At 67.0% G+C, this 18,734-nt stretch carries 15 protein-coding genes and 2 pseudogenes; 7 read left to right on the top strand and 10 right to left on the bottom strand.

Annotated elements, in window-relative coordinates:
- The first annotated feature begins 376 nt into the window (after positions 1–376).
- From FAZ98_RS29425 to FAZ98_RS29440, 4 genes and pseudogenes are all read left to right on the top strand, one after another.
- A complete protein-coding gene (locus tag FAZ98_RS29425) occupies positions 377–1,258 on the top strand; it encodes a glycosyltransferase family 9 protein (protein WP_233273007.1) in 882 nt (293 codons plus the stop codon).
- Positions 1,259–1,351: 93 nt separating this feature from the next.
- A complete protein-coding gene (locus tag FAZ98_RS29430) occupies positions 1,352–2,224 on the top strand; it encodes a glycosyltransferase family 9 protein (protein WP_158956914.1) in 873 nt (290 codons plus the stop codon).
- Between the two features lie 86 nt (positions 2,225–2,310).
- Positions 2,311–3,372 (top strand): annotated as a pseudogene (locus FAZ98_RS29435) (glycosyltransferase family 4 protein); the annotation flags it as partial.
- A 163-nt stretch (positions 3,373–3,535) separates the two neighbouring features.
- Positions 3,536–3,856: a hypothetical protein gene (locus FAZ98_RS29440; RefSeq protein WP_158956918.1), complete on the top strand. Its 321-nt coding sequence runs from the start codon at positions 3,536–3,538 to the stop codon at positions 3,854–3,856.
- A 144-nt stretch (positions 3,857–4,000) separates the two neighbouring features.
- On the opposite strand, the gene FAZ98_RS29445 is transcribed toward FAZ98_RS29440, so the two are convergent.
- The 8 genes from FAZ98_RS29445 to FAZ98_RS29480 all read right to left on the bottom strand — a co-directional run bounded on the left by FAZ98_RS29445 (position 4,001) and on the right by FAZ98_RS29480 (position 13,623).
- On the bottom strand, positions 4,001–5,659 hold the full coding sequence (locus FAZ98_RS29445) for an OprD family porin (protein ID WP_158956920.1): 1,659 nt from the start codon (positions 5,657–5,659) through the stop codon (positions 4,001–4,003).
- A gap of 96 nt (positions 5,660–5,755) precedes the next feature.
- A complete protein-coding gene (locus FAZ98_RS29450; RefSeq protein WP_158956922.1) occupies positions 5,756–6,808 on the bottom strand; it encodes an ABC transporter ATP-binding protein in 1,053 nt (350 codons plus the stop codon).
- Positions 6,805–7,815 carry an ABC transporter ATP-binding protein gene (locus tag FAZ98_RS29455; protein WP_158956924.1) on the bottom strand — a complete coding sequence of 337 codons (1,011 nt, stop codon included), beginning with the start codon at positions 7,813–7,815 and terminating at the stop codon, positions 6,805–6,807. Before FAZ98_RS29455 ends, FAZ98_RS29450 begins: the two co-directional genes overlap by 4 nt.
- A gap of 1 nt (position 7,816) precedes the next feature.
- Positions 7,817–8,698 carry an ABC transporter permease gene (locus tag FAZ98_RS29460; RefSeq protein WP_158956926.1) on the bottom strand — a complete coding sequence of 294 codons (882 nt, stop codon included), beginning with the start codon at positions 8,696–8,698 and terminating at the stop codon, positions 7,817–7,819.
- Between the two features lie 14 nt (positions 8,699–8,712).
- On the bottom strand, positions 8,713–9,651 hold the full coding sequence (locus FAZ98_RS29465) for an ABC transporter permease subunit (RefSeq protein WP_158956928.1): 939 nt from the start codon (positions 9,649–9,651) through the stop codon (positions 8,713–8,715).
- A gap of 11 nt (positions 9,652–9,662) precedes the next feature.
- Entirely contained in the window at positions 9,663–11,297 is a 1,635-nt protein-coding gene (locus FAZ98_RS29470; RefSeq protein WP_158956930.1) for a peptide ABC transporter substrate-binding protein, read from the bottom strand.
- Positions 11,298–11,783: 486 nt separating this feature from the next.
- Positions 11,784–12,146 (bottom strand): DUF934 domain-containing protein, encoded by a 363-nt coding sequence (locus FAZ98_RS29475; RefSeq protein WP_158958588.1) that lies wholly within the window; start codon positions 12,144–12,146, stop codon positions 11,784–11,786.
- Between the two features lie 19 nt (positions 12,147–12,165).
- Positions 12,166–13,623, bottom strand: a complete 1,458-nt coding sequence (locus FAZ98_RS29480; protein ID WP_158956932.1) for an aminotransferase-like domain-containing protein — start codon at positions 13,621–13,623, stop codon at positions 12,166–12,168.
- A 390-nt stretch (positions 13,624–14,013) separates the two neighbouring features.
- Between FAZ98_RS29480 and FAZ98_RS29485 the strand changes: the two genes are divergently transcribed.
- The 3 genes from FAZ98_RS29485 (at position 14,014) to FAZ98_RS29495 (ending at position 16,980) form a co-directional block, all read left to right on the top strand.
- Positions 14,014–14,217, top strand: a complete 204-nt coding sequence (locus tag FAZ98_RS29485) for a DUF2970 domain-containing protein (RefSeq protein ID WP_158958590.1) — start codon at positions 14,014–14,016, stop codon at positions 14,215–14,217.
- A gap of 544 nt (positions 14,218–14,761) precedes the next feature.
- Positions 14,762–15,559, top strand: a complete 798-nt coding sequence (locus FAZ98_RS29490) for a type IV pili methyl-accepting chemotaxis transducer N-terminal domain-containing protein (protein WP_158956934.1) — start codon at positions 14,762–14,764, stop codon at positions 15,557–15,559.
- Between the two features lie 26 nt (positions 15,560–15,585).
- Positions 15,586–16,980 (top strand): MFS transporter, encoded by a 1,395-nt coding sequence (locus FAZ98_RS29495; protein WP_158956936.1) that lies wholly within the window; start codon positions 15,586–15,588, stop codon positions 16,978–16,980.
- A gap of 109 nt (positions 16,981–17,089) precedes the next feature.
- On the opposite strand, the pseudogene FAZ98_RS29500 reads toward FAZ98_RS29495, so the two are convergent.
- Both FAZ98_RS29500 and cobA read right to left on the bottom strand, forming a co-directional pair.
- Positions 17,090–17,191 (bottom strand): annotated as a pseudogene (locus tag FAZ98_RS29500) (DNA-binding response regulator); the annotation flags it as partial.
- Between the two features lie 183 nt (positions 17,192–17,374).
- Entirely contained in the window at positions 17,375–18,142 is a 768-nt protein-coding gene (gene cobA / locus FAZ98_RS29505) for a uroporphyrinogen-III C-methyltransferase (RefSeq protein WP_158956938.1), read from the bottom strand.
- Positions 18,143–18,734 lie beyond the last annotated feature (592 nt).

The following is an 18,734-nucleotide window of genomic DNA, read 5'->3' on the forward strand; positions in this document are numbered from 1 at the left end:
TTCCTTATCTTTCGCCGGCCGCTTCAAGGAAAGTTCGGCCTGCTAAACGGCGTGGCTCCCGTTTGGTGTTTCGAGGCGGCCGCCGTTGGCCGAATGGGGTTTCGGGCCATGCGGGCGGGCGCCACGGCCCGGCGGCGGTCGCCCGCGGAACACGCTCGTCACACGCCCCGGTGCAACGCCGGGCGGGGTCCCAGGCGGGGCCGAAAGTTACGGAAATAATGGGTAATCAAGCAACGCGCCGAAAGTGTCAGCATGCGTTCCCATCTTCCAGGCCCGATTGCAGACTCCACCGATGTATCAAACCGACCGGCCGCGTGCAGTGCCTCACCACGAGCTGAATGCCGGCCTCCCGCCCGGGCAGGCGGCGCGCCGTAGCGTGGCGCTCGTCTTGTCGCCCGCGCTGGGCGATTCCCTCAACCTGCTGGTCATCGCCCACAATCTCGTGCGCGCGAACTGGCAGGTGCGGATCTTCGGTGCGCACGCGTGGTCGCTGGCGGCGTGGTTTCCTCATTTGCCCATTGAGCCGGCGCTGCGCGAAGACGCCGCGCGCGAGACGCTCGAACGCTTCGACGTGGTCATCCAGATGCACCGGGATCGTCCGTTCGCCGATCTGCACGCGTGGCATCCCGGTTTCGTCGATCTGCACGAGATCGAATACGCCGATGGCGAGCCGTGCATGGCGCACCGCTTCGCCGTCTTCGCCGCGGCCCGCTTCGACCTGCCGGGCGTGGAGATATCGAACGGCATGCAGGCACCGGCGGGGCTCGTTCATCGTCGCTACGCGCACCGTGTGGCCGTGCATCCCGAAGCTAGCACGCCGGACAAGCGCTGGCTCGCGCGCCGCTTTATCGGCTTGTGCCGGCGGCTCGGCACGCAGGGTTTCGCGCCGGAGCTGGTGATGGCCGAGCGCGAACGCGCGCGCTGGTTGCCGCGCGTGCGCGACGCATTGCCGTTGCGCGCATTCCACGACACGGCGGAACTGGCCGCGTGGCTGTACGAATCGGGCTGGTTCATCGGCAACGATTCGGGCCTCGGGCATCTCGCCTCCGCGCTCGGCATTCCCACCTTGACGCTGTTCCGGCGCCGCCGCGTGGCGCAACGCTGGCGCCCCGGCTTCCACTGCGCGGAGATCGTCCTGCCGCCCTGGTGGCTGCCCTCCGCGGGACTCAAGGAACGGCTGTGGCGCGAGAGCATTTCGATCAACCGGGTGATGCGACGGTTCGGAGAACTCAGAAAGCGCGCCGCCGCCGCGGCGTGAAGCCCGGCGCGACCCGCACCCTCGTACACGGCGCCGTCACGCGCACCTTATCGACCTGACCTCCGCTTATCGCCGCCCCGAAAGCTTCGGCCCATGAACTTGCAGAACTCCAATCGTCTCGCGGTGGCACTGCCGCCGCCCATCGGTGACAGCCTGATCGGGCTCGTCCTCGTCAACAACCTGATTCGCAACGGCTATCGGCCGGTGGTGTTCGGCTGGGTCGCGGAGCAGCTGGAGCGCTGGTTTCCGCACGTCGAAGTCGGCTATCCCGCAGCCTACGCCGGCGCGTTCGACACGGTGATCGAGCTGCGCCGCACCGATTTCGCGCCTGCGCTGAGCGGCACCGGCGAGACGCTGTGCCTGAGCGAGCTGGACGCGTACCGCGCGCCGAATCACATGGTCGACCGCATTACCGCCGTGGCGGCCAGCGTGCTCGCACTGCCGGACGTGACGCGCTCGAACGGCATCGCCGTGCCCGCGCACGTACAGCGCGGCCGCTACGCCAACCGCGTGGTGATTCATCCCACCGGCAGTCATCCCGAGAAAATGTGGAGTCCGAATAAATTTCTGGCACTGGCCGACCGGCTGCGCGAGGCGGGCCTGCAACCCAGCTTTCTCGTCGCGCCGGGCGAATATGCCGCGTGGCGCCAGATCGAAGCACGGGGCCACGAGATCCATGCTCTCGCGCGGCTGGAAGACGTGGCGGCGTGGATTGCCGAATCGGCATGGTTTATCGGCAACGACTCGGGCCTTGGACATCTCGCTTCGGCGATCGGCGTGCCCACGCTCACGCTGTTCATGCGCCGCGGGCTCGCGCGCACGTGGCGTCCCACATGGGGACCCGGCGACATCGTGTTGCCGCCGGACGTGGTGCCGTTCGGCAATCTCAAGGAAATGCTCTGGAAGCGGTTGCTCGGCGTGAACCGCGTCATGACGCAGTTTCATTCATTGCAGGCGCGCTCGTAGCCGCGCCGTGCAGAGGTGGTCGGCGCGAGAGGGTGCCGATTGGAAAAACGGTCCGGCAAGCCGGGCCGATCGAGAGAAGTGGACTTATGAAACTCGGAGTATCGTGTAACGTCTTGAGGCACAGCGGCGGAATGGAGCGTTACGCGCGAGATATTGCTCGCGGTATCGCCGCGCGCGGCTTACGGCCCGCGTATTTTGCCCGCAGCCTCGACGAGTCGTTGCCAGAGCACGCCATGGTCGAGCCGCACCGGATCAACGTGTCGTTCCTGCCGGGCAAGCTGCGCGACGCGTGGTTCTCGTGGCGCCTGCGCAGCGCGAAGCGCACGGCCGGCGTGGATGTCATGGTCGGCTGCAACCGGGTCGATAGTTCGGATATCGCGGTGTGCGGAGGCACGCATCTCGGGTTTCTGCGCGCGACCGGCCGCGCGCCCACGCTCGCGGACCGCTGGCAGATCGCGCTGGAGAAACGCCAGTACGCCAACGCGCGCATCATCCTCGCGCATTCGCCGATGATGCACGACGAGTTGACCGAACTCTATGGTATCGACGAAGCGAAGGTGCGCATCCTTCGTCCGCCCGTCGACACGGCTCGCTTTTCGCCCGTGAACGCCGCCGAGCGCCGCGCCATTCGCGCGCGTCTCGGCTTTGGCGAGCACGAGACGGTGCTCCTCTTTCCCTCGGGCGATCATGTGCGCAAGGGGCTCGCGCTGATCGAAGCGGCCTTGCGGGACATGCCGGAACGCGTGGTGGTGGCGGTCGCGGGGCGGCCGGCGGGCCGGCTTTCGCCGCACGTGCGCGACATCGGCTTCCAGCGCGAAATCGAAGATTGCTATCGCGCCGCGGACTTCACGATTCTCGCTTCGGCCTATGAGCCCTTCGGGCTGGTGGGCGTGGAGTCGGTGTTATGCGGCACGCCCGTCATCATTCCCTCGACGATGGGCTGCTGCGACGTCATCGCCCCGCACGCCAAGCACGTGTTCGAACGCGACACGGCCGGCTCGCTGCGCGTGACGATCGAACACGCCGTCGCGCAGGCGCGGTCCACCGCGCTACCCGACGACGCGACCGGCGTGACGTACGACGCGACGGTCGCGAGTCATATCGATTCGCTGCTTGCGATGGCGGGCAGCCTGTTCGACGGGCCGAAGGGCAAGCCGCTGGCGACGTGGCGCAGGAACGCGCCGGCTCTCGCGAAACCCTTGGGGCATTCCGGTGCGTCGAGTTGAACGATCGAAGATCGTGACCCTGCAGGATTCCAGCAAAAACAAGGCCGAAACTTTCGCGCCCGAATAGAAGAAAAGGAATGACGTAATGAAGAAAGTTTTGCTGATCGCGGCGCTTTTTTCCGGCGTGACGGCCCAGGCCGCGCCCGTTGGCGACTTCGAATCGGACGAATACAACACCTGCGACGCGCACAGCGCGGGCGATATTGTGATGGCGAAAGATGCCGCACGCGCGCACGTGCCCGTCGAGGACGTGGTGAACCGGCACTTCGGCGAGCACGCGCCCATCATGGACTTGACGCTCTCGCTGCTGGCGGAAAACATGATCAAGGCGGGTTACCTCAAGAGCGCCGGGGAGCAGAAGCTGCAAGGATTTTTGACGGGCGTTTGTTACTACACCGCGCATTGAGATCGCGGGAACGTGCTAGCTGCCGCGCTCGACATGAAGCCGAGGGTTTCGTCGATACAAAATACAAAAAGCGGGCACGGGGCCCGCTTTTTTCGCACCTGAGGTAACGGCGAGCGAAGACGCGTCGCCTTGAATTCCCGCGCCCTAGAAAATCTTCACCGGCATGTTCACAACCAGCCGATATTCCATATTCGACGCATCCGAATAGTATTTCGAGCCGTGATGCCACATGGCGATGAACGTAACCTTGGTGTCCTTGAAGCGCCCGCTTTGCAGCGTATAGGACGGAATGAAGCCGAACTCGTGATGCGAGCCGTGCACGGGCTGACCGTTCTTCCAGTAGAGGCCCGAACCCGGATTCGCGAGCGCGCCCGCCGTAGCGTCCGCGCCCCAGCCGAGCGCATACCAGAGCATCGCGTTCGCGCCCGGCAAACCGGCGTATTTGCCGTCGAAGCCATAGCGCACCTGAAACGACTTCTCGTGCGGCGCGTTGTAGTCGACATCCATTGAATTGACGAGATAGATGCCCCCCGTCTCGTTCACGTAGTCGAAGAACTGATCGCCGAGAATCTGCTGATAGCCAAATAGCAGCGAATGCGCGCCATGCTGCGCGGCCAGCGAAAGGCTGTACGCGTTGTTGTCGATATGACCTTGCTTCGCGTCGCCGGTGCTGTGGGTCGAGTAGACGTTGGCGAAGCCGGTCCATTTGAGCGTGGAGGGATCGCCATAACTCTGCTGCACGGAGCCGTAATACTGGCGCCAGACGTCGTCGGCCTGATTCGCGAACAAGGCGAGGCTGCCGCTCTTGCTGTAATCCCAACTACCGCCGAGATAGCTGAAACGCTTGAACTGCACGCCGCCGTACGAGGTGGAGAGGTCAGTGAGATTCGTGTGGCCGCGCGGGTTGACCTTGGTGAAGCTGCCTGCCTGCAGCGCCACGTTCGCAATGTCCTTGCTCACGAGCGAAACGCCGAGAAACGTGGGCGGCAACGCGCGATTGTCATGCGGCTCGAAGAACGGATTGTCGGAGACCATCTGCAAGCCGTATTTCGCGACCGTGTCGGACACGCGCGCCTTCACGTCCCAGATGCCCGGATAAGCCCATGCGAGCTGGTTCGAGCCGCCGCCGTCCTTGCCCACGTGCACCATGTTCCCCGCGCCCGCGCCGCCGTCGAGCTTGAACGCGCCGTATAGCGACGCATCCACGCCCAGCCCTACCGGCCCCTGCGTATAGCCCGAGGTGTAGTCGAGCATTGCGCCTTGCACCCATGCATGCCGGTGCGGCCCGCCTTCCATGTCGAGATGGTCGGCGTAATTGCGCAGATTCAGCGTGAGATGACTGTCGTCGATAAAGCCCTTGCTCTGCGATTGACTCGACTGCGCACGGGGCGGATTGTCGGCCTCGACGGCGAGATGGGTGCTCTGCTCGGGCGAACCGGCTGCGAGCAGTTCGGGCGCGTTGGGCTGCACGAGCGGTTCGACGGCGGCGGGGCGCGATTGCGCGGCGTTCTGCACCTGGCCTTGCTGAGCGGAGGTTGGTGCGTTGGCCTGTGCACTTTGCTGCGCGCTTTGCCCGGTCTTCGCGTGCATGGACTTGCGCCAGCGTTTGGCTTTCGTCTTGCGTGCGGCCGGCTTCTGCGCCGAGGGAGCGGGCGTGGCCTGCGTCGTGGCGATCGCGGCGGTTCGCGCGGTGGCTTGCGATGCGTCCACGGCCCACGCCGATTGCGCGAGGCAGAGCGGCAAGCCGATCGCGAGGGCGGCGAGCGCGTGCGCCGGGCGTGTTGCGGTAGTGTCTCGTTTCATTGTTGGTCTCTGATGCTGTCGTTGTGTGGGCTCAGTGATTGCTTAGGATCACTGATCTACCGGAGCGTTCGCCCGGCTCGGGGCCGGACGAACGGTTCAGGCAGCGGGCAGATCGTCAGCGATGCGGGGATGCCAGCACGTGACGATCGAATGGGTCGAACCGATGAGGGCCGCGGGCGGCGGCGCCTCGGCGCAGCGCCCGGACGCGTTCGCGCAGCGCGTGCGGAACGCGCAGCCCGAAGGTGGGCGCAGCGGCGAGGGAATGTCGCCCGTGAGCAGCGGCGCATGACGCTCACGCGCCCGCGCGGGGTCGGGCACGGGCACCGCGTCGAGCAGCGCGCGTGTGTAGGGGTGGCCGGGTGCGCCGTATACGGCGTCGCGGTCGCCCAGTTCCATCACGCGGCCGAGGTACATCACCATCACGCGGTGACTGAGCGCTTTCACCACGGCGAGATCGTGCGCGACGAACAGCAGCGAGAGCCCGAGTTCGCGTTGCAGATCGCGCAGCAGATTGACGATCTGCGCCTGAATGGACACGTCGAGCGCCGAAACCGGTTCGTCGCAGATCACGAGTTGCGGTTCGCCGATCAACGCGCGCGCGATGCCTACGCGCTGACACTGGCCGCCCGAGAATTCGTGCGCGCGCCGTTCCACGTGATGCGCGCTCAGACCCACGCGTTCGAGCATCGTGAGCACACGGCATGCGATCTCGGCGCGGCCGAGTTGGGGCGCGTGGGTGCGCAGCGGTTCCGCGACGATCTCGCCAATCGACATGCGCGGATCGAGCGAGGCGAGCGGGTCCTGAAAGATCATCTGCGCGCCGCGCCGCAATGCGACCAGCCGGCGCCGCGCGCCGAACACGGTTTCCTCGCCGTGCCAGCGCACGCTGCCGGACGCCACGGGCGCGAGCCCGATCAAGGCACGCGCGAGCGTGGACTTGCCGCAGCCCGACTCGCCCACGAGGCCCAGCGTTTCACCGCGCCGCATCTCGAACGAGATACCGTTGACCGCGCGCAGCATGGACTTTTGCCACGGCCATGAACCCGAGGCGACGCGAAAGTTCACAGCGAGATCGCGCACGGACAGCAGCGTATCGGCTGGCGCGGTGTGCTCTTGCTGAAGGGCTTGAGCGTGGATATCGCGGCTCATGCGCGGGCTCCCGCAACGGGCAGATGACATGCACTCAGGCGCGTGCCGTCGCGCGTGTCGATCGATTCGAGCGGCGGGCGTTGCGTGCGGCAGCGCTCGAATACAGCCGCGCAACGCGGCGCGAAGGCGCAGCCCGCGTCTCCCGTGTCGCCCGCGCTACCGTCGCCGCCGCCGGGCAGCGGCGGATCGCCGGGAATGGTGCGCAGCGGTTCGCCGGCCGGCGCGTCGAGGCGCGGCAGCGCGCCCAGCAGGCCGTTCGTGTAGGGATGCATCGGCTGCTCGAACAGCGCGCGCGCACTCGCCTTTTCGACGGCGCGGCCCGCGTACATCACCATCACGTCGTCGCAGAGTTCGGCGACCACGCCCATGTCGTGCGTAATCAGCAGGATCGCCGTGCCGCGTTCGCGATTCATCTCGCGTAGCAGCGCCATGATCTGCGCCTGCACGGTGACGTCGAGCGCCGTGGTCGGTTCGTCGGCGATCAGCACGTCGGGCTCCATCATGAGCGCGGCCGCGATCAGCACGCGCTGGCGCATGCCGCCCGAAAACTCGTGCGGATACATGGCGATACGGCGCGCGGCGTCGGGAATGCGCACGCGCTCCAGCGCCTCGATCGCGCGCGTGCGCGCCGTGCGGCGCGTGACCTTGCGATGCAACTGCAGCGCTTCGGTCATCTGCCGCTCGATCGTGAGGAACGGGTTGAGCGACGTCATCGGGTCCTGAAAGATCATGGCGATGCGGTCGCCGCGAATGCGGTTGAGCGCGCGCGGCTTCATCGCCAGCAGGTTCTCGCCGCGCAGGCGCGCGTGGCCCGTGACGCGCCCGTTCGACGCGAGCAGCCCGAGCATGCCCATCACCGTCTGGCTTTTGCCGGAACCCGATTCGCCGACGATGCCGAGCGTGCCGCCCGCCTCGAGCGCGAACGAGACGTCGTGCACGACGGTCACGGGCGGTGCGTCGCGGCGTTCGAACCGCACGCTGAGGTCTTGAACTTCGAGCAGGGCCATCTCAACGCTCCCGCGGGTCGAAGGCGTCGCGCAGGCCGTCGCCGACGAAGTTCACGCAGTAGAGCGTTGCGCACAGCAGCGTGGCGGGGCAGAGCAGCAGCCACGGCATGGCGTCGAGTTTTTGCGCGCCGTCCTGGATCAGCACGCCCCAGCTCGTCATGGGTTCCTGCACGCCGAGCCCGAGAAACGACAACACGGACTCCGTCAGCACGATGGCGGGCACGGTCACGGTCGCATAGACGGCGACGATGCCCGCGAGATTCGGCACGATGTGACGCGCAATGATCGCGGCGGGGCGCACGCCGATCGCGCGGGCGGCATCGACGAATTCGCGCGAGCGCAGCGACAGCGTCTGGCCGCGCACCACGCGCGCCATGTCGAGCCACGAGAACGCGCTGATGGTGAGCACCACGAGCGAGAACGCGCGGCCGAACAGCGTGACGACCAGAATCGCGATCAGCATGTAGGGAATCGCATACAGCATGTCGACGATACGCATGAGCGCGGCGTCCACGCGGCCGCCCAGGAAGCCCGCCGTCGCGCCGTAGACCACGCCCACGAGCGCGGAAACGAGTGTGCCGAGCAGGCCCACTTCGAGCGAGACGCGGCCGCCGGTGAGCGTGCGCGCGAGCAGGTCGCGGCCGAGTTCGTCGGTGCCGAACCAGTGGCCGTTTTGCAGCGTGGGCGCGAGGCTGATGGCGCTCCAGTCGTTGTCGGTGGGCGTGTTCGGCAGCAGGAGCGGGCCGACGAAACAGGCGAGGGCGATGAGCGCGAGCAGCACGGCGCTCGCGAGGGCCGCGCGATGGCGCAGGAAGCGTGCGAGCGCGGGCGAGGTACGCCGGGGCGCCCTGGCGTGGGGCGCGGAATAAGCGGGAGCAGTCATGAGGATGCGCTCGGTCAGTAGCGAATGCGCGGATCGAGCCACGCATACGCGAGGTCGACGAGCAGATTGAAAAGCACGGCACACACCGTGGTGAGCACGACAAGGCCGAGCACGAGCGTGTAGTCGCGGTTGATGGCACCGTTCACGACCAGCTGGCCGAGGCCGGGCAGCGCGAACACCGACTCGGTGACGACCGCCGCCGTGATCGACGAAATGCACACGGGCCCGAGCAGCGAGACGACCGGCATGAGCGCGGGCCGCAGCGCATGACGCAACACGATCGTGCGGCCCGGCAGGCCTTTTGCGCGCGCGGTGCGGATGAAGTTGCCCGACAGCACGTCGATCAGGCTGCCGCGCATCACGCGTGCGATGGCCGCCGAGTTGATGATGACGAGCAGCGCGACGGGCAAGACGCGATGCCGCCAGTCGCCGTCACCCCAACCGCCCGCGGGCAGCAGGCCGTTGCCGTCGGCGGATTTGATAAGGATGGCGAAGCACAGCACCAGCACCGGACCGAGCACGAACGGCGGCACGACGTTGCCGAGATTGCCGAGCAGCATGACGGCGTGATCGACGAGCGTGTTGCGGCGCACGGCCGCGAGCGCGCCGAGCGTCACGCCCAGCAGCACGGCGAGCGGAATCGAGATGCCGCCGATGCCGAGGCTCACCGGCGCGGCCTGCTTCACGAGTTCATCGACGCTCCAGTCGGCGTAACGGAACGAACTGCCGAGGTCGCCGTGCAGGAGGCCGCCCAGGTAGCGCAGATATTGCTGCCAGAGCGGTTCGTCGAGGTGATAGCGCGCCTGGAGGTTGGCGAGCGCGGCGGCGGACAGTGGCCTCTCGGTGTCGAACGGGCCGCCGGGTGTGAGATGCAGCAGCAGGAAGCAGGCGGTCACGACGGCGAGCACGGTCGGCACCGCCCACAGCAGGCGGCGCAGGATATAGGCGAACATGGGGCGGGCGATCAGTGCTTGAGGATGTACATGTCTTGTGTCGCGCGCTGGTCGAGATAGTTGGTGAGCGTGTAGCCGCCCACGTATGACTTCACGAGGCGCACGTTCGCGTACTGGAACAGCGGCAGCAGTGGCGAATCGGCTTGCGCGAGCGCGAACGCTTGCGTCATGCGCGCCTTGCGCTGGCCCGCGTCGCTTTGCAGATTGGCCTCGACCACGAGCGCGTCGGCCTTCGCGTTGCAGTTGCGCTGATCGTTCTGCGGGCTGCCGCATTTAACGAGGTTGTAGAACGAGGTGGCGTCGTTGTAGTCGGCGTACCAGCCGTCGCGCGCGACCTGGTACGCGCCTTCGTGGCGTTGCTTGAGCAGCACCTTGAATTCGAGGTTTTCAAGCTTCGCATTCACGCCGAGTTTGCTGCGCCACTCGCTCGTGGTGAACAGCGCGACCTTCTTGTGCATGTCGTTGGTGTTGTAGACGAGCGAAAGCGTGAGCGGCTTCGCCTCCGAGTACCCGGCGGCCTTCATGAGTTCGCGCGCTTTCTCCACGCGTTGGGTCATGGGCCATGCGGCCCACTCGGGCGCGTAGGTGTCGGCGCCCTTGGTGCCTTGGGCCACGACTCCATAGGCGGGGCGCTCGCCGCTTTGCGTGATCTTCGCGGTGAGCAGATCGCGGTCCACCACCATGGAGAGCGCCTGGCGCACGCGCGCGTCGCGCAGCGCGGCGTTGGTGTTGTTCAGCGCGTAGTAGTAGGTGCCGATCTGCGTGTTCGCGCGCAGTTCCGCGCCGAACTGTTTCGTGAGCGACGCGTACTGGCCCGAAGGCACTTCGTACGTCATGTCGATCTGTCCCGCCTGGAACATGCGCATGGCGGTTTCGTTGTTTTCGATCGGCACCCACGTGACTTTCGCGATGCGCACATTGGCCGCGTTCCAGTAGTGCGGGTTCTTCACGAGCACGATGCGGTTGTTCGGTTGCCACTCGGTGAGCATGTAGGCGCCATTGCCGACGAGATTGCCGGGGCGCGTCCACGCGTCGCCCGACTTCGCGATGGTCGCGCGATCCAGGGGCGCCATCGACGAATTGAACAGTGTTTCGGGCAGGAACGGCACCGGCGCTTCGGTTTTGACTTCGAGCGTGTAAGCGTCCACGGCGCGCACGCCGAGCGACGCGGGCGGCTGCTTGCCCGCGATCACGGCTTTCGCGTTTTTCACGAATTCGACGGCCACCGTATAGGGCGACGCGGTTTTCGGGTCGACGAGACGCTGCCACGCGTAGACGAAATCGGCGGCGGTGACCGCGTGGCCGTCGCTCCATTTCGCGTCGTGACGCAGCTTGAACACCCACGTGTCGGGCGCGGTTTGCGTCCACGAGACGGCGACGCCGGGCACCACGTTGCCCGCGGCGTCGAGATGCGTGAGACCTTCGTAGAGGTCGATGCCGATGAGATTCGCGCCCGTGGTTTCGATGTACGCCGGATCGAGCGACTCGACTTCGGCAAGCACTTGACGCGTGATTTCCTGTTTCGCGGCGAGCGCGGTGCCGGGCGGCACGGTAACGGCGAGCGCACCGGGCGCGTGCGTGAAGGCGAGCGAGGCAAAGGCGGCGAGCGTTGCCGCGAACCACGAGGATCGATGTGATCGTGTCATTTTGGTCTCCTGATTAATGGTCGTTGTGCGAAGCCGCGTTGCAATGCACTGGCGATTCGCGTGTACGAATCAGGCGTGCTTGCCGGAGCTAAAACTCGCCTGGTGGGCAAGTTCGGGGGCGATTATTGGAAGCGGTAAAACGCTTGTCAATCGGGGAGGATGCGCCGGGAAATTCGGATCTATCCGATGGCGAAACGAGCGGTGGAATCGAATGAAAAAGCTTCGGCCGATTAACTCGTTGATCTTGAGCGCAATCTTTTCGGCGTGAAAATCGAGACGGGCGCGGCGGGAAAGCGCGGCGCGGTGGCGGGCGTGGCGTGGCCAGCAAATCGTCGAACGCGAGGCTTGCGTTCGATCAAGAAGGAAGCGGCACTCGAAGGGCGCCGTGAGGCATTAAATGCGGACGCTACCGCGATCCAAGGCGCATTATTGCGCGACTTGGTGGTGGTGCACCGAGCGACGCGGCAGAAATGCGCGCTTTGGGAATCAGCGCACCGCATCGCCCTGATAAAACGACGCGAAGCGTTCGAGCTGGCGGCGGGCCTCGATGTCGATGCCTTCGGCGAGCACCGCGCTCGAAAACCCCACGCGCTCCATGTGCTGCAACTGGCGGACGAGCACCTCGCCCGTCGCGCGCAAGTCGCCCCGGAAGCCGAGCCGCCGCCGCACGAGCCACGCCTGGCGGTACGCGCGGCCGTCGGTGAACGCGGGGAAGTGCAGTTCCACGCGCGCGGCGGCCGCGATGTCGGCGGCGTAGGCGAGCGGGGCGGCGTCGTTGGGCAGCACGAGCGTGCGCGCGGCGTCGGGGTTCGGCGGTGAGGCGTGCGTGGCGGCCGCGACGAGCAGCAGGCAGCAGATGCGCGGGCGTTCACGCGTCGCGCGCGCGAACCTCGGGATGCACGAGCAGTTCGCCGAGCGTGCGGATGGCTTCGTCGATGCGCGGCGACCACGGGTGGCCGTAGTTCAGGCGGATGCAGTTCTCGAAGCCGTGCGTGGCCGAGAACAGTGGGCCGGGCGCCACGCTGATGCCGCGTTCGATGGCGAGCCGGTGCAGCGCCATGGCGTCGATGCGCGCGGGAAAACTGAGCCAGAGGAAATAGCCGCCTTCGGGGTTCGTGTGGCGCGTGCCTTCCGGCAGCCAGCGCGCGATGGCGTCGATCATCGCGTCGCGCTGGCTTTGCATCGACAGACGGATTTTCTTCAGGTGCCGCTCGTAGCCGCCATGCTCCAGATAGTCGGCGATACCCGCCTGCACGGGAATGCTCGCCGACAGCGTGGTCATGAGCTTCAGGCGCTGCACGCGCGCGGCGAAGCGCCCCGCGCTCGCCCAACCCACGCGATAGCCGGGCGCGAGCGTCTTCGAAAACGAGCCGCAGTGCATGACGAGCCCGTGGCGGTCGAACGCGAGCGCGGGCGGCGGATAGTGGGGCGCGTAGTGCAGTTCGCCGTATACGTCGTCTTCGATCAGCGGCACCTGGTGCTGCGCGAGCAGTTCCACGAGCGCCTGCTTTTTCGCCGCGGAAAGCGTCACGCCCGTGGGGTTCTGGAAGTTGGTCATGAACCAGCACGCGCGGATCGGGTGCCGTTCCAGCGCGTGCGCGAGCGCCTCGAGATCGAGGCCGGTCGCGCCATCCACCGGGATCTCGACGGCGCGCAAGCCGAGCCGTTCGATCGCCTGCAAGGCCACGTAAAAGCCCGGCGACTCCACGGCCACCACGTCGCCCGGCTGCGTCACGGCCATCAGGCACAGGTTGAGCGCTTCGAGCGCGCCGTTGGTCACGACGATGTCCTCGGCGGGCTGCGAGATGCCCACGCGCATGTAGCGCAGTGCGATCTGGCGGCGCAGATTCTCGTTGCCGGGCGGCAGGTCGACCACGGTGCTCCACGGGCTCACGCTGCGCGCCGCCAGGCCGAGCGACTTGGCGAGGCGCGCCATGGGAAACAGCAGCGGCGAGGGAAACGCCGAGCCGAGCGGCACGATGCCGGGCCGCTTGGCCGCGTCGAGCACGGAAAACACGAGTTCGCTGATGTCGACGGTGGCCGTTTCGTCCGTTTCGTCCATTTCGCCCGCTTCGCCTGCGCTGGCCGCCCGCTTTGCCGCGCCGTGGCCTGGCTTCGCGGGCGGCGCCACGAAGTAGCCCGAGCGTTCCTCCGCGAGCACGAGGCCCCATTGCTCGAGCAGATAGTAGGCGCGCGCGGCCGTGGACTGGCTCACGCCGTGCTGCGCGATGATCTGCCGGAGCGAGGGCATGCGCGCGCCGGGCTTGAGGTTGCCCGAGCGGATTTCGGCGGCCATACCCTGGGCGAGGCGTTCGTAGCGTGTCATGCGGTGGTTCTCGTGGTGAAGCGCTGCTGCGCTGTTTTTGTCGCCGACTGCTGCTGTACGGCCGGCGCGCGCCCCCGCATGATAGCGGTCAGCGCGCGTCGGAGTCCGGGTGGGTTCACCCGCGATGCGCGGGGATTACTGCGCGAGTGCCTGGCTTCATCACCTAAACCCGCAGAGCTTGCGGCTCTTTTTTGCCTGTAGCGCGGCAAGTATTTTTTCCCCGGCACGCGAGTGCCGGGGCTTTTGTCGTGCGCGCCGTTCGGCGAGTGCGCGAGTGCGGGTTTCGTCGATAAAAAACTGCGTCGCCCGAATCGTCGGCAACTGCTGCTTTTCACGCGCGCGCCAAACCGCGACCCTACGTTCATGCCATCGAACCGTCTGGAGGACCGCATGGAACTGCTGCGCATGATCCGCATCGTGCTGTGGAGCTTCTTCGGCGTGCGCCGTCGCGCCGCCCACGAAGCCGACTTCGCCCACGTCAACTTCAGCCTGCTGCCGTTCGTGGCGCTGGCGCTGGCCGCGCTGATCGGCGGCGGCATTTTCGGCATCGTGCTGATCGTGGCGCACGCCACCGGTACGGTGCAGGGCTTCTAGTTCGATCGACGCCTGCCGCTTGCCGGCCTTCGGGCCGCGCCCCTCGCAACGGCTCGCCGGGCGCTCCGCGCGCCTCGAGTCAGCCCGCACTGCGCCGAGCCACACCGCCGCCCGCACCGCCCGCCCGTGGTGCGCGCTCACGCTGCGGTGCACCACCACTAATCACGACAAGCACACGAATGGTGGCGCCCGTGGCCGCGCGCCCGCCGCCGCCATGCGTCGCGCGAAAACGGGGCCGCCCGCGCAAGTGCCGCGCGACGGCGCGCCGCGGCGGCCTTCGCGCGGTTTCCCTCGCTTTGGCATAGCTATTGCTTTGTAAGCTGCGAGGCCAAAGGCGGCTTCACCGAATTCAGCGCTTCCCGCTCGGCGCAACCACGAGCGGGACAGTTTCGATCCAGTCGATCGAGCGGGGCAACGGCGTCCCGAAGCGGCACCCAAAGACACGATGCTCATGGCGTCGGACGGCGGGTGCGCTTCGGGACGTTTTTTTTTTGTGCCTGCGCCGCGACGGGCCCCACGTCAAAACGATTTGCACGACTAAGCGATGGACAAGCGGGAAACGACACCGAACGTCACCGGCGAGATCGTCGGCGAGCTGATCAATCTGGCCGGACGCCAGCGCATGCTCTCGCAGCGCATCGTCCTGCATGCGTTGCTCGGCCTGCGTGGCGACGCCTCCGCCATCGCCGTCGCACGCGCTTGCCTCGCGACTTTCACGGCGTCGCACGCGAAGCTGGTGGACGGCGACGCGCATTGTCCCGGCGTGTTCTCGCACGCACTGCGCGAGGTGTATTTCGGCGCGCGCAAGGCCGACGAGCGCATTCGCGCGTTCGTCACGCTCGCGGGCGCCGCGTGCGACTGCCTCGAACGCAGCGCCAGCACCGACGCGCACGAAGCCGCCGTCGCGAAGCTGAGCGCCGAGGCCACGCCGCTGCTCGACCTGCTGCAGGCGATCACGCAGGCGTATCAGGACGAGATGCGCGGCGTCGAAGCCGCCACGGCCCGGCGCCACGCGGGCATCGTCGACGAATTGGCGGCGATCTCCATGCGCGCCAACATCGTCGCGCTCAATGCCCGCGTGGCCGCGGCGCGCGCGGGCCAGTTCGGACTCGAGTTCGCGGTGATCACGGCGGAACTCACGCACGTGATCCGCGAAATGGACGGCCTCGTGCAAAGCGTGGTCGGCAAGCGCGAGGCGGGCGCGAGCGGCACCGCTCACGCCGGTTCGAACACCGGCGCGCACGCGTACGCGAAGAACACGGCCGCCGCGCCGAATGCCGCGACTCATCCGGGTCGTGGCGGCAACGGAATTCAACGGATGCCGGCCCGCGTCGCGGGTTGAGATCCAACTACTGGGGAGAGAACCTCGTGAAAGACCTGGCAAATTCGCTGAAGAGCGGTAACTGGCGCGCGCTCATCGCGTGCTTCCTGTACTTCGATACCGGCTTCACGGTGTGGGTGATGTTCGGCCCGCTCGCGCCGTTCATCCAGAAGGACATCACGATGACGCCGGGCGAGCTCGGTCTGCTCGTCGCCGTGCCCGTGCTGGGCGCCGCGATCCTGCGCGTGACGCTCGGCAATCTCTATCAGGCCTGCGACGGCCGCCGCGTCGCGTTGCTCGGCATCGCGCTCTCCGCCATTCCCTCGCTCGTGCTGCTGCTGATGCCGGGCACGCCGTCCTATACGCTGCTGCTGGTGCTCGGCGTGCTGCTGGGCGTGGGCGGCGCGAGCTTTGCCGTGGCCTTGCCGATGGCGGGCAGCAACTATCCGCCGAAGGTGCAGGGCCTCGTGCTCGGTCTCGCCGCGGCGGGCAACATCGGCGCGGTGCTCGACGGCTTCCTGTTCCCGGGCCTCGCCAATACGCACGGCTGGGCGCATGCCACGGGCGCGGCGCTGCCGCTGCTCGCGCTCGCCGCGACAGCCGTGGTGTTCTGGGCGCGCGATCTGGGCACCAAGACGGGCAGCGCGCGGCAAGCGTTTCGCGCGTTCGCCATCACGCTCGTGGGTCTGATCGCGCTCGTGCTCGCCGTCCACGCCGGTTTGTTCGGCGCGGGCAAGACGGGTGTGCTGCTGCTGCCGGTGCTGGGCGCGCTGCTCGCCATCGCGGTGCTGCCGCGTCACTATCGCGGCGTGCTCGCCGAAGGCGACACGTGGGTCGTCATGCTCGTGTACAGCATCACGTTCGGCGGTTTTGTCGGCATGTCCTCGTATGTGTCCACGCTGCTGATCTCGCTTTATCAGGTGCCCAAGCTCGAAGCGGGCGTGGTGATGTCGCTGCTCGCGCTCACGGGGGCGATGGTGCGCCCGATCGGCGGTCTGATCGCCGACCGCATTTCCGGCGTGCGTGCGCTCGTGCTGCTGCTCGCCGCGATCTCGCTGTGCGACTTCGCCTTCGCGCTGTGGATGCCGCCGTTCGCCGCCGGCATCGCGCTGCTCGGCTTCACCTACGTGTGCTTCGGGCTCGGCAACGGCGCGACATTCCAGCTCGTGCCGCGCCGCTGGCAAGGCCGCACCGGCCTGATGTCGGGCATCATCGGCGCGGCGGGCGGCATCGGCGGCTTCTATCTGCCGGTGATCATGGGCATCGCCAAGGAAAGCACGGGCAGCTACCAGATGGGCTTCGCGACCTTTGGCGCGATTGCCGCCGCGGCGTTCGGTCTTGTCGTGCTGCATCGTGCGCGCTGGCTCGAATGGGCGCTCCCGCAGGAAGCCGTCATGGCACCGGCCGTGGTGCGCGCGCCCCAGGCGAGCGCGGGTAACTGAGGCGTCGCGCTCGAGATCGAGCAGGCCGGCACTATCGTTCGTGTGCCGGCTCGTAGGTGGATCGAGCGGCGCCGCGTTCGCTCTCGACCGGATCATGGTCGGGCAACGCGGCGTCCTTCATGCGCAGGATGTCGCCGAGACCGCGCAGCGTGAGTATCTGCGCGCAGGTAAGCGCGAGATGCTTGCGCAGCCGGTGGATGTCGATGTCGATGAGCTTTCGAGGCATGGCGCGGCGCATTCGACCGACGAGAACCCGCAACGCCACGCGCACGAGCGGAGTCATCGTGCGCGCCGGCGCGGCGTGAAGGGAAGATGAATCAAGCGACGTCGAGCGAGGTTCGGATCGACGGGATCATGCAGTGTGGGCTGGCGCGCCGCGCGCAATGAGCGCGCTTCACGCGCTCCGGCGCAGCGCATCGGACGATGCCTGCGCGAGGTCGATACCGAACGCGGCCGCCTCGCCGATCGCGCCGCCGACCAGAATGATCGCGGGACTGCCGAGTCCCGCCGCGCGGGCGAGCGTGGCGATGTTGCCGAGCGTGCCGGTCACGCGCCGCTCGTGCGCGCTGCCCGCCCATTGCACGACGGCAGCGGGCGTCTCGTTCGAGAGCGCTGTGCCGAGCGTGGCGCACAGCGTGTCGATGCGGCTCATGCCCATGTAGATCGCGAGCGTCATGCCGGTGGCCGCGAGCGCGCGCCAGTCGGGTTCGCTGTGATCGCGCAGGTGCGCCGTGACGAACGTGACGCCCTGGCAGTGATCGCGGTGCGTGAGCGACATGCCGAGTCCCGCCGCCGCCGCGAACGCCGACGAAATGCCGTTGACGATCTCGACGCTCACGCCCGCCCGGCGCAACGCGGCGAGTTCTTCGCCCGCGCGGCCGAACAGCAGCGCGTCGCCGCCTTTCACGCGCACCACGTGCAAACCGCGGCGCGCATAACGTTGCATCAAACGCTCGATGAACGCCTGCGGCGTGGAGCGGCAGCCGCCGCGTTTGCCCACGCGGATCACGCGTGCCTGCGGGGCGAGCGTGACGATCTCGGGATTCACGAGGTCGTCGAGCAGCACCACGTCGGCGCTGGCCAGCGCCTTCGCGGCGCGCAGCGTGAGTAGATCGAGATCGCCCGGACCGGCGCTCACCAGCGTGACTTTGCCCGTTTCCATCCTGTGTGTTCCTTTGCCTGCGTGCCGCGTCGTGGCCTGAAGTGGCCTGAAAAAAAATGGCGTCCGCTCGCCTTGCCGACGAGGGGACGCCATTGTCCGGAATGCTGTGCTGCGTGCTGTTGCCTGGTGCTACGTAATGCTCGTTTGCCGCGCCCGGCATCGTTGCCAGGCGGTCTTTAGGATGCAAAATCCAGACCAGCTTCCTTGCACGCCTTCCGACCTCGACGAGCGCGATTCGCCGCTCCACACGCACACAAAAGCCGCACAGCGGCTGTGCTGCGTAGCACCAAACTTGTGCTGCCTTGCATCACGATGTGTTTCGTTGCGACTCGCCGCCCACGCCGGGAGAACGCCGCAAAGCCGCGCGGGAAGCGGCGCTGCGCACGCCGGGCGCAAATTGGCACAGTGCTTGCATTAAGCGATACAGCAAGTGCCACGCGGATCAACGGCGATCTGGCTGCGAACCACGCAGCGCACACACAGTTTCTCTTCATTCAGGGCAATGGCGTCCCCGAATCTGGCTTCTCGACAAGCTGGAATCGCGGGACGCCTTTTTTATTTGGCAGGGGCTCATGGTGCAAGCAAACAACGT

It is taken from the genome of Paraburkholderia acidisoli (assembly GCF_009789675.1).
GTDB classification, from domain to species: domain Bacteria; phylum Pseudomonadota; class Gammaproteobacteria; order Burkholderiales; family Burkholderiaceae; genus Paraburkholderia; species Paraburkholderia acidisoli.

Bases quoted from the DNA above. Each gene is read 5' to 3' on its own strand.
- FAZ98_RS29430 (WP_158956914.1), top strand. From the start codon at position 1,352: ATGAACTTGCAGAACTCCAATCGTCTCGCGGTGGCACTGCCGCCGCCC.
- FAZ98_RS29440 (WP_158956918.1), top strand. From the start codon at position 3,536: ATGAAGAAAGTTTTGCTGATCGCGGCGCTTTTTTCCGGCGTGACGGCC.
- FAZ98_RS29445 (WP_158956920.1), bottom strand. From the start codon at position 5,659: ATGAAACGAGACACTACCGCAACACGCCCGGCGCACGCGCTCGCCGCC.
- FAZ98_RS29450 (WP_158956922.1), bottom strand. From the start codon at position 6,808: ATGAGCCGCGATATCCACGCTCAAGCCCTTCAGCAAGAGCACACCGCG.
- FAZ98_RS29455 (WP_158956924.1), bottom strand. From the start codon at position 7,815: ATGGCCCTGCTCGAAGTTCAAGACCTCAGCGTGCGGTTCGAACGCCGC.
- FAZ98_RS29460 (WP_158956926.1), bottom strand. From the start codon at position 8,698: ATGACTGCTCCCGCTTATTCCGCGCCCCACGCCAGGGCGCCCCGGCGT.
- FAZ98_RS29465 (WP_158956928.1), bottom strand. From the start codon at position 9,651: ATGTTCGCCTATATCCTGCGCCGCCTGCTGTGGGCGGTGCCGACCGTG.
- FAZ98_RS29470 (WP_158956930.1), bottom strand. From the start codon at position 11,297: ATGACACGATCACATCGATCCTCGTGGTTCGCGGCAACGCTCGCCGCC.
- FAZ98_RS29480 (WP_158956932.1), bottom strand. From the start codon at position 13,623: ATGACACGCTACGAACGCCTCGCCCAGGGTATGGCCGCCGAAATCCGC.
- FAZ98_RS29485 (WP_158958590.1), top strand. From the start codon at position 14,014: ATGGAACTGCTGCGCATGATCCGCATCGTGCTGTGGAGCTTCTTCGGC.
- FAZ98_RS29490 (WP_158956934.1), top strand. From the start codon at position 14,762: ATGGACAAGCGGGAAACGACACCGAACGTCACCGGCGAGATCGTCGGC.
- cobA (WP_158956938.1), bottom strand. From the start codon at position 18,142: ATGGAAACGGGCAAAGTCACGCTGGTGAGCGCCGGTCCGGGCGATCTC.